Consider the following 14,061-nt stretch of genomic DNA (forward strand, 5'->3'; position numbering starts at 1 on the left):
GCTAAACACATCCTCCAAATTATAGAGACGACCATGGACGCAAAACACCCAAATGCCTCTCCCTATCAGGAAACTTTGTCTATAGAAGGCATGACCTGTGCCTCATGTGTCGGGCGTGTCGAAAAAGCCTTAAAAAAAGTCGATGGTGTAGAAAAAGCTGAAGTGAATCTTGCAACAGAAAAAGCACTGATTCACGCATCGCAACCTTTAGACCGTGCACTGCTCATTAAGGCAGTGCAACGTGCAGGTTTTGATGTAGCTGCCATTCAACCAATAGAACTGTCTATTGATGGCATGACCTGTGCCTCGTGTGTAGCACGTGTCGAAAAAGCCTTAAAGAAAGTGTCTGGTGTAGAACAAGCCAATGTCAATTTGGCGACTGAACGCGCATGGATTCAACCGAAAGCCACAGTTTCTAGCCAAGACCTGATTCGAGCGATTCAAAAAGCAGGTTATGACGCCAAACTGCTGCAACACGACTCTAACGAACAACACGATAAAAAGAATCTGGAACAGCAACAACTGAAACGTGATTTAGTAATTTCACTGATTTTAGCCTTGCCTGTATTTATTCTGGAAATGGGCTCACACATGATTCCCGCCTTTCACATGTGGGTGATGCACAATATTGGGCAACAACAAAGTTGGTTGATTCAATTTGCTTTAACCACATTGGTGCTGCTGTTACCAGGACGTCGTTTTTATCAAAAAGGGATTCCAGCGCTGTTACGTTTTGCGCCTGATATGAACTCTTTGGTGGCTGTGGGAACTTTGGCTGCATACAGTTTTTCATTGGTAGCGACATTTATGCCACAGCTTTTACCAGAAGGCACAGTGCATGTTTATTATGAAGCTGCGGCAGTGATTGTCAGTTTGATTTTGCTGGGTCGTTATTTTGAAGCCAAAGCCAAAGGTCGCACTTCACAAGCCATTCAGCATTTAATTGGTATGCAAGCCAAAACTGCGCGTATTCATCGGGATGGTCAAATCATTGAAGTACCTGTGGCAGAAGTCAGTTCCAATACCATTGTCGAAATCCGCCCGGGTGAGCGCATTCCTGTAGATGGTGAAGTGATCGAAGGTCATAGTTATATAGATGAGTCAATGATTACAGGTGAGCCTGTTCCTGTAGCCAAACAAATAGGCAATCAAGTCGTAGGTGGCACCATCAACCAAAATGGCACACTAAATATTCGTGCTACTGCCATTGGTGAAGCTTCGGTGTTGGCGCAAATTATTCGTATGGTCGAACAAGCGCAAGGCTCTAAATTACCTATTCAAGCCTTGGTGGATAAAGTGACCATGTGGTTTGTACCTGCCGTGATGTTATTGGCTGCACTTACTTTTATTGTGTGGTTTATTTTTGGCCCAGAACCTACCCTAACCTTTGGTTTAGTCAATGCAGTCGCTGTTCTAATTATTGCCTGCCCATGTGCGATGGGTTTAGCCACACCGACTTCAATTATGGTGGGAACAGGTCGTGGCGCAGAAATGGGCGTGCTGTTTCGTAAAGGCGAAGCTTTGCAGCTTTTGCAAGATGTTAAAGTGGTCGCGGTGGATAAAACAGGAACGCTCACCGAAGGCAAACCGACATTAACCGATTTTCATGTGCAATCGGGTTTTGATGCAGATCAGGTCTTTGCACTTTTGGCATCGGTAGAAGCGAAATCTGAGCATCCCATTGCATTGGCGATTGTGCAAGCTGCAACAGAAAAGCAAGTCAGTTTACTGCCTGTTACCGAATTTGACAGCATCACAGGTTCAGGTATTGAAGCACTGGTGAATGGTCAACGTATTCAGATTGGTGCAGACCGTTATATGCAACAAATTGGGCTAGATGTTAGCGCTTTTAATGCAGAAGCTGCACGTTTAGGACAAGAAGGCAAAACACCCATTTATATGGCGATTGATCAACAACTGGCAGCCATTGTTGCCGTTGCAGACCCAATTAAAGACACGACTTTTGCTGCTATTGCAGCGTTGCATCAACTGGGTTTAAAAGTGGCGATGATTACGGGAGATAACCGACATACGGCTCAGGCAATTGCTGCACGTTTACAGATTGATCATGTGGTGGCCGAGGTTTTACCCGAAGGCAAGGTCGATGTTGTACGTGAATTACAACAGCAATTTGGACGTGTGGCTTTTGTGGGTGATGGTATTAATGATGCCCCTGCTTTGGCACAAGCCGATGTTGGAATTGCGATTGGCACAGGCACAGATGTTGTGATTGAAGCAGCCGAAGTGGTGTTGATGTCGGGCAATTTACAAGGTGTGCCCAATGCAATTGCTTTGAGTAAAGCCACCATCCGCAATATTCGTCAAAATCTATTTTGGGCATTTATTTATAATATTGCCTTGATTCCAATTGCTGCAGGCGTGCTATACCCGTTTGCAGGTATTTTGCTCTCGCCTATTTTTGCTGCGGGCGCGATGGCATTATCTTCAGTGTTTGTATTGGGTAATGCGCTCCGTTTAAAATATTTCCAAGCAGCACAGATTTAAATGCAACATAAGGGTTTAGAAGATTGCTCTACGCCCTTTTTATGAGAGAAGTCACATGAATATTGGTCAAGCCTCTAAGCTATCGGGTATTTCCAGCAAAATGATTCGTTATTATGAGCAAATTGGTTTACTGGATACCGCCAAACGCTCTGCTTCGGGTTATCGGATTTATTCTGAGCAAGATTTAAAAACTTTGTCTTTTATTAAGCATGCACGGGATTTGGGGTTTTCTTCTGAGCAAATGAAAGAATTGCTAGGTTTATGGAAAAATGCTGACCGACAAAGTGCAGAAGTGAAGCAACTCACGCTTAAACATATTGAAACCTTAAAACAGAAGATTACGCAATTACAGGAAATGGCGAATTGGCTACAAAGTTCTGCAGACCATTGCTCTGGCGATGAACAGGCAGATTGTGTGATTTTGAAGAATATTGAATTGGGCAAGTGAGAATTCAACCCAACATTTAATTTTAAATGGCTTTGGTGCACAAACTATCTCTAAGGCTTATTCCACAATATAATTTCCAAACGAATAAGCCTAAACCTTAAATTTATCCGACAACCCATTGGTCTTCCTATTACCGAGCACTCATTCATCGCGAAAATATTGCCTTTTGGTTTGAGCCTGCTGCGTAATGCTACGCTCCATCAAAAGGCAAACAAGGGATAACCCAAACCTACTCCAAAACAGCCATCCAGTGCTGCTTAATGATGAAATCATTATTCCGTCTTTCTTTACCCATGGTCATTGGCTTTGTACAAAACATCTTTTTCTGAAATAAAGCACCTATTTAGCCGATAAATTTTTTAGAATGATTTATGCTATATCACACATCAATAAACGAAAATTGAATAACAAGAGAGTTTGATCTATGCCACATTCTTACCACCTCGAAAAACACTATATTGAACGGTCTGGATGGTTACGTGCTGCAGTATTGGGTGCGAACGATGGGATCATTTCTGTGACCAGTTTGGTCGTGGGGATGGCAGCCAGTGGTGCATCTTCTCAAACATTGTTAATTACCTGTATTGCAGGCTTAATTTCGGGCGCTGCTTCTATGGCAGCAGGTGAATATATTTCGGTGAAATCTCAACAAGACATTGAACAAAATGACCTTGCGATGGAAGCACGCGAATTAAAACTCAATCCAGAGCATGAACTAAAAGAACTCACCAATATTTATATGATTCGTGGTTTAGATGCCGAATTGGCAGAACAAGTTGCCATACAACTGACTGCTCACAATGCTCTAGATGCCCATGCCCGTGACGAAATTGGTATTTTAGAACACACCTCAGCGCAGCCATTTATGGCAGCTTTTTCATCGGCATTGGCATTTACTGTAGGTTCATTATTCCCGTTGGTGTCTATTTTACTCTTACCTGAACATCTGTTAGACAAAGGCGTGATGTTGGTCGGTGTAATCAGTCTAGGGGTTATGGGTGCGCTTGCCAGCTATGTCGGTGGCGCAAGTATGTGGAAAGGTGCATTGCGTGTCATGATCTGGGGTATTGTCGCCATGGTATTCAGTGCGTGGATTGGTTCAATGTTCCATGTCGCTGTGGCTTAAAATCTAGAAAACTCAGTATAAAAATCTGCTCTATCTTTGGATAAAAATATGTTCAGAGATAGGGCAAGCTTCAGAAATAACATGAATGAACAGCTTATCCATGCAAAGTTTATATCTCTAAAACTTCTATCTTCAAAGTTAATCAAATAAAACTACAACAGATTCAGCCCACAATTTTAAGTCAGTTTTAAGTTTCAAATTTTAAACTAAAGCATCTTAAAGTCTTTTGAATCATTGACAATGTCTAAGCAGCCCGAATCACCACTTGCTCCATCTATCTTTGCCCGACTACGCTTTTGGCAAAAACCGATTTCTTTATTCTATTTCAATCTACTGCTTGCCCTATGGTTAGGCTTGGTATTGAACTATGGATTTTATGAGAAAATTCAACAATTCACACCTTATCAGGGCATTAAAGCCATAGGCTTATTGATTGCAACTGTGATCGTCATCGTATCGGCGTATCATCTGTTGCTGCAATGGCTAAACTGGCGTTGGAATGCCAAAATATTAGCAAGTATTTTGATTGTAGTCGGTGGATTCAGCGCTTATTTTGTCAATAGTTTAGGTGTGGTGATTACCGCAGACCAAATTCAAAATATGCTGCAAACCGATGTACGTGAAGTACGTGATCTTTGGTCAGTGCGCTTGGTGGTTTGGAGTGTGCTGTTTGTGCTACTGCCATTGGTCTTGGTGTGGTCTGTTAAAATTCAGCCGACTCATTTTGCCCGTCAATTACTGCAAAAGACTTTAGGCAGTGTAGTTTCGATTGTGCTGATTTTGGGTTTATTGTTCTGTTTTTATGTGGATTATGCTGCAATCTTCCGCGAGCATCGTGATTTAAAAGGCATGCTTTCTCCACAAAATGCGATTGCCTCTAGTCTATCGTATTATAAAAAGAAAGCACCCAAACAGAATTTGCCGCTGCTGCGCTATGGTGAAGATGCACATTTAATTCAACGTGCGCAAACAGGCACAGCACCCAAAATTATGCTGTTGGTGGTTGGTGAAACTGCACGTGCTGAAAGCTTCTCGCTGAATGGCTACGCAAAAAATACCAACCCTGAACTCTCTAAGCTGCCTGTGATTAATTTCACTCAAGTCAGCTCTTGTGGTACAGCCACGGCTGTTTCTGTGCCGTGCATGTTCTCCGGAATGCCACGCCAAAATTATGATGAACAACTGGCAAGTCACCGTGAAGGATTACTGGATATTGCTCAGCATGCTGGTTATCAAGTCACTTGGATTGATAACAATTCAGGCTGTAAAGGTGCCTGTGATCGGGTGCAGCAATATCAAATTCCTGCAGAACTAAAACAAAAATGGTGTGATGCCAGCGGTGAATGTTTAGACGAAATTTTAGTAGACAGTTTACAGGCTTATCTTGCTCAACTGGACCCGAAAGACACGCGCTCACATTTAATTGTATTGCACCAAATGGGCAGTCATGGACCTGCTTATTTCAAACGCTCAACCGCAGCTTATCAACCCTTCCAACCGACGTGTAACAGCAATGCGATTCAGGGGTGCAGTGCCGATGCCTTACGCAATACCTATGACAACTCGATTGTCTATACCGACCATGTTTTAAGTCAGTTGATTCAAACTTTAGAGCAACAAAAAAACTATCAAACAAGTTTTTGGTATTTGTCTGATCATGGTGAATCGACAGGCGAACATGGTTTATATTTACACGGCGCACCGTATTCTATGGCACCCACTCAACAAACTCATGTACCGATGCTGATGTGGTTTTCAGAAACTTGGCAACAACAAAATGCTGCGCAAGTGAATTGCTTAAAAGCACAACGCCAAACAGCATTGAGTCAGGACAATCTTTTCCCAAGTTTATTGAGCTTACTAGATGTAAAAAGCCAAGTGATTGATCCGAAAAATGATATGCTGAATCAATGTTCTGCCCCATCTACCACTCAACCGCAGCACGAGTCGTAACATGCCTAAAATATTAATCATTGAAGATGATTTTATGATTGCCGAATCGACCCAAACCTTGCTCAAGTTACAGCAATTTGATGTTACTTGGGTGAACAACGGGATTGATGGCTTAAAGCAATTAGAGCAGCAAGATATCCAGTTGGTGTTGCTGGACTTAGGCTTACCCATGATGGACGGCATGCAGGTATTAAAAAACATTCGCCAGTTACATCTACAATTGCCCGTGCTGATTATTTCTGCGCGTGATCAATTGCAACAACGGGTGGATGGTTTAAATCAGGGTGCAGATGATTATTTAATTAAACCCTATGAATTTGATGAATTACTGGCGCGAATTTATGCCCTGCTCAGACGTAGCGGCGCACAAAATCCTGTAAACGATACCGCACATATTTTAAGTTATGGCGATTTAGTCTTAGATACCGAACAACATTTGGCAAAATTCAAAGGTGAATATATCGAATTGTCGAATCGTGAATGGGCAATTTTAATGGCTTTGGTCAGCCACCCTAATAAAATTTTCTCTAAAAGTAATTTAGAAGATAAATTATATGATTTTGACAGTGAAGTCAGCAGCAACACCATTGAAGTCTATATTCACCATTTACGCGCCAAACTTGGCAAGGACTTTATTCGTACCATTCGTGGTTTGGGCTACCGTTTAGGGCAAATTTAATGCAATCCTACTCTTTGCAAAAACGTCTGATTGTTTATGTTTCTATCTTTAGTGTCATGTTGGGCTGCGTTTTGGTATTTGCAGCGTATCGAATTGCCCTAGAAGAAATGAATGAAATTTTAGATGCACAAATGCAAAGTTTGGCAGAACGCATTGCAGCGAACCATCCTGAACCTACACAGAGCCAAATCGATTTAAATCAGAGATATAGCGAAGAAGACTTATTTGTCGATATTTGGTCATATGACGATGCTACAACACAATTACACCCTCAAGATGTGTTGCTACAACCCGTAGAAAAACCAGGGTTTTATAATCATCAAACCGAAGTTGGACTGTGGCATACCTATATTTTGCCGCAAGAAACCCTACAGATTCAAATTAGCCAGCAAAACTCTGTGCGCCAATATTTAGCTTTAGAATTAGCGGCAAATATGTTTATTCCCTATGCAATATTTTTACCCTTTGCCCTTTTGGCTTTGGGTTGGCTGATTCGTCATAATTTTCAACCACTAAATAACTTTAAAAGCGAATTGGCACGTCGTAAAGCGCAGGATCTCAGCCCGATTCACATGTTGGATTATCCTGTCGAGCTTGCACCCACGATTCAGGAAATGAATCAGTTATTTACGCGAATTTCTGCCGCACAGCAGGAACAGCGCCAGTTCGTTGCCGATGCTGCACATGAATTACGTACCCCACTCACTGCACTCAATTTACAAGTACAAATTTTATTGCAGCAATTTCCACATAGTGATGCCCTCAATAATTTAAGCCAAGGGGTTTTGCGTTTACAGCATTTAGTCAATCAGTTATTAAGCTTAGCCAAGCAAGATGCCTCAGATAGTCTAATTGAAAACGATCAAACCCTATCTTTAAATCAAATGACCATTGCCTGTGTGGAACAACTTATTCAATTGGCATTGCAAAAAGATATTGATTTAGGTGTCGAACAACGCCAAGAGTTGAATATTCATGGGCAAAGTTCTGCTTTGCATTCCATTATTTATAATTTAATTGATAATGCGATTAAATATACGCCCAAACAAGGCGTGATCAATGTGACTATTTTTCAGCAAGAACAACATGCAATTTTGCAAATTGAAGACAGTGGTGCAGGCATTGACCCCGCACTATTCAATCAAATTCGACAGCGTTTTTACCGTATTCACAACCATGCAGAAATTGGCAGCGGTTTAGGTTTATCTATTGTAGATAAAGCCACCCAACGCTTAGGTGCAAGTTTAGAGTTTTCTAAAAGTGCCAGTTTAGGTGGTTTATGTGTGCAGGTTAAATTTCCGATGCGTTAAGATCGGGTTTTAATTTAGATTTTGATTGTGGCAATTTATGCGCCAAGAACGCATAAGCGACTACGTTCAAACACCAAGTAATCCAGCCTGTCCAAAGATTATGACTAAAAAAATGTGCCCCGCGCATCATTTGCGCCCAGCCCATCCCCATGCCTAAAATGCAAGCCGCAATCAAGAAAAAATAAGCACGTTTAGGTTGAGCAGCCCGATAAACAAAATATCCTACCAATAAAGCAAAACCACTTGAGGCATGCCCCCCTGGAAAACAATGCCCTGCCGTTGCACTTAAATCCCACCAAACGCCATGCGCTGTGGCAATGCTCATATCCCACGGGCAAGCATGTGCCGACTGTGATTTAAGTATTGCAATCACACTGGTCGAAATCACCACCATCCAAAAGAAATAGCCAAACTCCCAACGACGAGCACGTAATTTTTGAAATTTGAAAGACAGCAACCAAGCCAGCAAATAGCTCAGATATACTGCAATCAGGATATATTTGACATAACGATGATTTAATTCAGCCAATGCCCAATTTTGTCGCAATGGAAATTCTGCATGTGCATCTATAAAAGGTTGAATTAGGTGTAAATCTAGCGTGCCTGCAACGCTAAAAAAATTGAGCAATATCAGCAAACTCAGAAGGAGTAAAATTGCTTGAAGAAGTAAAAATTTTGAATGCTGATGCCGCATGAGGATTACTCAACTCACTATCTATTTTAAAGTCTGTCTTATGCTTTTTGAAGGATTAAGCAGGAATCAGGCATGCGCCCCAAGTCAATGTGATAATTGCCAAAGCAACAAATTGCGCTGCACTGCCCATATCTTTGGCATTTTTAGACAAGGGGTGTTGCTCCATCGAAACACGATCGACCACGGCTTCAATAGCAGAGTTAATCAGTTCGACAATGATGGCAAGTAAACACACCACAATCATGAGCACTTGTTCAACACGACTGACAGGCATGAAAAAACTGAGCGGGATCAGCAGTAAATTAATCAGAATGATTTGCCGAAATGCCGCTTCATTTTGAAAGGCGGCTTTAAAGCCTGCCAAAGAATAGCCTGTGGCATTCAAAATCCGTTGTAAACCAGAAGTGCCTTTGTAAGGAGAGCGTGGAAGCATAGTGAATCTGATTTGAAATAAATCCGATGTTAAGTGGTTTAGCTTAAAATTGGCTTAACTATAACCTTTTGAGACTATTAAATTAAATCGGTGTAATATGTAACATTATGAGTGCCCTATTGAATAATAAGACTCCATCTAAAGTAAGCTGTAAATACCATCAATTTCTTATTGTTGAATCTAAGGTTGTATCAATTGCTCGGCTTCAACTTGCTTAATATCAAAATCAGGACTTTCTTTGGCTTGAATAATTTGCACAGGAATAAAGCGCACTTGAACCACACTTGGTTTTCCACGTGGGTCTTGTGCTAATTTTTGATTCAATGCAGAAATCTGTTGAGGTTTTGGCGCTATATCTCCACGCAAGACTACGCGAATTAAAGTCATCTCTTTACGCCGATCAAACTGCACCGTATCAATCAAATTATTATGTTGATTAAATTGACTTTCAATCAAGCTTTCTACCTGATGTTCATACATCTGTTTATTTAACATCATCATAAAGTTAAAGCTTAAATAGATACCCAGCGCAAAAAGTACTAAAAGACTCACGATATTTCTTTTAATAAATTCAATTACTGTGCTATTTACTTCTTCATCTGAACCGCGTCTAAAACCAGCTGCCCATAACACCAGTGAAGAACTAATTTGAATAGCAACAATATTGGTCAGTGCCAACAGCAGAGCATTTGCTGCATGTTTCCATTCCAGATGCGCAATTAATATGCCACTTGCAACCAGCGGCGGTACCAAAGCAGTCGCAACTGCAACGCCAACAACAGCCACAGACAGACGTGGTGAAACGGCTGCAAATGCCCCTGCTGCACCACCCGCAAGTGCAATCATTAAATCCATAATGGTAGGCTGAGTTCTAGACAGAATTTCATGGGTGATAGGTAAGTTAATATTGATAAGACCTAAAATGATGCCAATACTGACAATCATCGACACACCTAAAACTAAGGTTTTAAATGCTGTTTTAAAAAACAACCATCGATTATCAATAAATGCTAAAGCCATACCTGAAATAGGACCAAGCATCATCGCAACCAGCATTGCACCAATCACCACTGCAGCTGAATTAGACAATAAACCATAGCCTGCAATAATAGCTGCCAAAGCATTCATTATAAAAAAGGTTTTGCTTGGCAAGGCATCGGCCTGAATATTCAGCCGTACTTGTTTATGATCAATCTTTTTAGAGTTTTCGCGCTCCGCTTGTTTGTATTTCAGCTTTTCTTTCAGAAGTTCATATTTTTCTTGTTCAGGACTGTCTTCAACCACAATCGTTGGATCTTGATCTTTTTCCATCGCATGCCTCTGTGTTAGCTGAATAGGAATCTATCCAAATTCTCATGTAGCCGTAGACTTTGTGCAATTCCGCCCAGCATGTTTGGCTTCATACAATTTATTATCTGCAAGTTTAAGCACTTCAGAAATATCCTCTGCATCTTTAAACCAAAATGCGATACCAATTGAGATGGTAATTTCACCCATACCATTAATATTGGTTTGTTGCATGGTCGTTCTTAAACGCTCCGCAGCTTTATATGCCACACTTGGGTCGGCAGTCGTCATCAGCACTAAAAACTCTTCGCCCCCAGAACGGCAACAAATATCATGATCCCTAAAATTAGTTAGCATTATTTGCGCGAGCGTTTTAAGTACCACATCACCTTGATCATGCCCATAGTGATCATTAACTTTCTTAAAGAAATCAATATCAATAGCCAATGCTGCAAACTCAGTTCGGGTTTTGACCAACTCATTTAAAAATAATTGCATCCCACGACGGTTATATAAACCTGTCAATGGATCAGTATTGACGTGATGCTTTAACTCCGCAATCCGATGACTAAAGGTTTCCGAACTGAGTAATAATGAGGTTCTAAACTTTAATACCTCGAAATACCACGGGTCAACTTCTTTAATTTTATTTTCAATGTCCGCATGATTGAGCATACTTGCCATACGTGCCAAGCGGTTCAAAGGTGAAGAAATAAAGCTTGAGATATACCAAATCAATAAAAAAATAAAAAAGTAGAAAATAAAGATACCAATCGATACTTTTAAAATCAGGGTATTGGCTTGGACAAGTAAATCATCTGTGGGCTGCTGAGAAACTACAATCCAATTTACACTTGGAATATGTGCAAAACCCGCCAAATTATCTATACCTAAACTATTCTTTAAACGAATTGATCCCTTTGTATTCTTATTAATATAATCCAAACCTGTATTATTGATAATTTTTTCACCAATTCGCTTTTTATCTGGATGAAAAATAATACGATTATGTTGATCAATCACATACATATAACTTTTTTTATAATCATACTGAGTATTGAGCATGGTATTAATCAAGTTCTGCTCCTGTAAATAAATCGTACCACTGATTAAGCCTAAATATTGATGTGTTTTATCATAAATAGGTTGTGACATCATAACGATTAAATTATTACTTATAGACCAATAGGGAGATGAAATATAAGTTTTCTTTTTTTCAATAGATCCATCAATACCACTGGTGCTATAAGCATGATTAAAATTAAGTTTTAATGTATTAGGTGCATAAGCTAAAATATGTTTATTCTGCCCTACCAATAAAACACTATTAAAATTATTCGATTGATTTTTTAAGCGTTGTACTTCTTCTTTTCTAGCTTGTGTATTATAAAAATTTTTTTCTAATAAACGTGCACTATAATCCAACTCTTGCAGCATATCCGAAAAATGTTGATTGGCACTGGTGGCAATTTTTTCTGCATATTTTTCATTGATCGAAAGTGAATTTTGAATTAATTGTTGTTTAATTACATAATTTAAAATAAAAATACTTACGACAAATAAGCCTGATACACTTAAAATTGTGGAAATTAAAATAAGTTTACGCAGATTCAATCTGAGTGATAGTAAAAAATGTTTCAACAGTTCCTACCCCAAAAACTAAACAACTGCGACAAGTGTCGATTTTAACACATAATTTTACAACTCAATCACATATTTGAAAGCAATACAGTTGAATTTTAGTTGTGAATTTTTGATGTTCAATTGCACAAATTAGATAGTTCGTTTGTTGCTGACCACCAACTAAATCAGAAATATATCCTCTAAATACAATTTCTACCACACACTTCCTAAGAATGCACCGACTAATAACAAATAATGACAACTTGAATTTTTCGTTCTTATTTTTTGCTGAAAACCTTGTCTATTCGATAAATTTTTTGGGTCAATGACTCATAAAATTACAAAAAACTATTATCTTTTTTTGCTTTAAATTTACATAACCACTTAATAAATAGGTTTTTTCTTATATTTAAGCACTATTTTAATTTAAGCGGTTGCTCATTTTTAACAGTCTTTTTTGCTGTGGACGCATTAGCATCAGGGCAGATTCCCAATATCGTCATTCAACCTCAAATTCCAGCAAGTACACCTGTAGAACGTCCTGCACAACAAACCATTTATATGCCAACACCTATGCCTTATCCTGCACAAACATGGCAACAAAAAGTCAAAATTAAAACCTATGATGGTCGCTGCGTAGATTTTAGTCGCAGTAATCAACCTTCCATTCAGACTTCACATTGTCATGATGGTACCAATCAGGATTTTATTTTCCATCCTGATCAAAGCATTACCGTGCAAGGTAAATGTCTAGATGTAGCAGGAAAACAGAAACATGATGGTGCTGAAGTAATTGCTTATACCTGTAATGGACAAAGTAACCAAAAATGGTATCTCGATGGTCAGCGTATTCGTAGTGCAGATACAGGCAAATGTTTAGATATTTATAATGGAAAAATGAAAATGTATAGCTGCAATCAAAATCGTGGGCAGAAATTTAGTTTTATTGCCTTATAAAAAAGAATCACTAATTCCCTCAGCCTAGCCTGCTCTTTTGAAGATGAGGGAATTAGCGAATGATAATTTAAAAAATTATAAAAATTTTACTTTAAATACGATTAATTAAGGATGCTGACTAAACAAATCAAAAATCACTTTTCTTAACCACTGATGACTGGTTTGGTGATGACAAGACGTATGCCAATATTGTCGTACAGGATAGGTTGGAAAATTCAAAGGCGCACTCACTACTTGTAAATTCCCGCGTGCCAATAATACTTCACTTAAATAATAAGGCACTGTCGCAATCATATCGGTTTCTTGCACAATTAAACCGACCCCTAAATAACTTGGGATACTCATTAGAATATTACGTCTTAAACCACGATTGCTTAATTCATTTTCAATATGGTAGTGACCTATACTGGTATCTACATCGACATGCGATTCACGAATATAAGCTTCAACATCTAAACTTTTTTCACAAATACGTGGATGATCTTTACGACTAATCACCACATAATATTGTAAAAATAATTGCTGCTGATAAAAACCCTGCTCTAACTCAGGTAAAAAACCAATCGCAAAATCAATTTCACCATTTGCCATTTGATAACTGGTTTCACGGGTAATAGGACGAATTTTAATCCGCACTGAAGGTGCATATTTTTTTAAAAACTTGGTCAGTTTTGGCAATAAAACCAAATGCGAAACATCGGTCATTGCCAAGGTAAATAATTGATCGGAATGTGTCGGATCAAAATCGACTTTAAAATTATTGACCGTTTCAATTTTATTAATAATTTCACTAATCGGTGAAAAAATCTGTTTCGCCAACTCTGTAGGCAACATTTCATTGCCAACCCTTAAAAATAATGGGTCATTAAAATGCTGACGAATTTTATTTAAACAGTTACTAACCGCAGGCTGACTCATGCCCAATGCATCTGCTGCTGCAGACACATTTTTTAATTTATATACATAGTAAAAAATCTGTAGCAGTTTGCTATCTAACTTAAACATATCCATCTTTCCTTAGAATCAGTTTCACTGCTCAGTTTTCA

General features: G+C 39.3%; 12 protein-coding genes and 1 pseudogene. 8 read left to right on the forward strand and 5 right to left on the reverse strand.

Annotated elements, in window-relative coordinates; translation table 11 throughout:
• Window positions 1-33 precede the first annotated feature (33 nt).
• The 7 genes and pseudogenes from C3Y93_RS05325 to C3Y93_RS05355 all read left to right on the forward strand — a co-directional run bounded on the left by C3Y93_RS05325 (window position 34) and on the right by C3Y93_RS05355 (window position 8,021).
• A complete protein-coding gene (locus C3Y93_RS05325; RefSeq protein ID WP_104852304.1) occupies window positions 34-2,505 on the forward strand; it encodes a heavy metal translocating P-type ATPase in 2,472 nt (823 codons plus the stop codon).
• Between the two features lie 55 nt (window positions 2,506-2,560).
• Window positions 2,561-2,953, forward strand: coding sequence for a Cu(I)-responsive transcriptional regulator (gene cueR / locus C3Y93_RS05330; protein ID WP_104852305.1), 393 nt, complete (start codon window positions 2,561-2,563; stop codon window positions 2,951-2,953).
• Between the two features lie 101 nt (window positions 2,954-3,054).
• Window positions 3,055-3,273 (forward strand): annotated as a pseudogene (locus C3Y93_RS05335) (transposase); the annotation flags it as partial.
• A gap of 104 nt (window positions 3,274-3,377) precedes the next feature.
• Window positions 3,378-4,079 carry a VIT1/CCC1 transporter family protein gene (locus tag C3Y93_RS05340; protein ID WP_096902719.1) on the forward strand — a complete coding sequence of 234 codons (702 nt, stop codon included), beginning with the start codon at window positions 3,378-3,380 and terminating at the stop codon, window positions 4,077-4,079.
• A gap of 240 nt (window positions 4,080-4,319) precedes the next feature.
• Window positions 4,320-6,032, forward strand: coding sequence for a phosphoethanolamine transferase (locus C3Y93_RS05345; protein WP_104852306.1), 1,713 nt, complete (start codon window positions 4,320-4,322; stop codon window positions 6,030-6,032).
• A gap of 1 nt (window position 6,033) precedes the next feature.
• Window positions 6,034-6,711: a response regulator transcription factor gene (locus C3Y93_RS05350; protein ID WP_104852307.1), complete on the forward strand. Its 678-nt coding sequence runs from the start codon at window positions 6,034-6,036 to the stop codon at window positions 6,709-6,711.
• Window positions 6,711-8,021: an ATP-binding protein gene (locus C3Y93_RS05355; protein WP_104852308.1), complete on the forward strand. Its 1,311-nt coding sequence runs from the start codon at window positions 6,711-6,713 to the stop codon at window positions 8,019-8,021. Before C3Y93_RS05350 ends, C3Y93_RS05355 begins: the two co-directional genes overlap by 1 nt.
• Here C3Y93_RS05355 and C3Y93_RS05360 read toward each other — a convergent pair.
• From C3Y93_RS05360 to C3Y93_RS05375, 4 genes are all read right to left on the reverse strand, one after another.
• Complete coding sequence (locus tag C3Y93_RS05360) at window positions 8,002-8,715, reverse strand: phosphatase PAP2 family protein (protein ID WP_104852309.1); 714 nt, start codon at window positions 8,713-8,715, stop codon at window positions 8,002-8,004. The genes C3Y93_RS05355 and C3Y93_RS05360 overlap by 20 nt on opposite strands.
• A gap of 55 nt (window positions 8,716-8,770) precedes the next feature.
• On the reverse strand, window positions 8,771-9,148 hold the full coding sequence (locus C3Y93_RS05365) for a diacylglycerol kinase (protein ID WP_004970542.1): 378 nt from the start codon (window positions 9,146-9,148) through the stop codon (window positions 8,771-8,773).
• 180 nt (window positions 9,149-9,328) lie between these two features.
• Window positions 9,329-10,459 carry a TIGR00341 family protein gene (locus C3Y93_RS05370; RefSeq protein WP_004970544.1) on the reverse strand — a complete coding sequence of 377 codons (1,131 nt, stop codon included), beginning with the start codon at window positions 10,457-10,459 and terminating at the stop codon, window positions 9,329-9,331.
• A 42-nt stretch (window positions 10,460-10,501) separates the two neighbouring features.
• Window positions 10,502-12,076: a sensor domain-containing diguanylate cyclase gene (locus tag C3Y93_RS05375; RefSeq protein ID WP_104852310.1), complete on the reverse strand. Its 1,575-nt coding sequence runs from the start codon at window positions 12,074-12,076 to the stop codon at window positions 10,502-10,504.
• 444 nt (window positions 12,077-12,520) lie between these two features.
• On the opposite strand from C3Y93_RS05375, the gene C3Y93_RS05380 reads away from it, so the two are divergent.
• Entirely contained in the window at window positions 12,521-13,015 is a 495-nt protein-coding gene (locus tag C3Y93_RS05380; RefSeq protein ID WP_228153787.1) for a ricin-type beta-trefoil lectin domain protein, read from the forward strand.
• 105 nt (window positions 13,016-13,120) lie between these two features.
• Here the strand turns inward: C3Y93_RS05380 and C3Y93_RS05385 are convergent, their stop codons facing one another.
• A complete protein-coding gene (locus tag C3Y93_RS05385; protein ID WP_004970549.1) occupies window positions 13,121-14,020 on the reverse strand; it encodes a LysR family transcriptional regulator in 900 nt (299 codons plus the stop codon).
• Window positions 14,021-14,061 lie beyond the last annotated feature (41 nt).

The sequence above is a fragment of the Acinetobacter sp. SWBY1 genome (assembly GCF_002946595.1).
In the GTDB taxonomy this organism is placed as follows: domain Bacteria; phylum Pseudomonadota; class Gammaproteobacteria; order Pseudomonadales; family Moraxellaceae; genus Acinetobacter; species Acinetobacter towneri.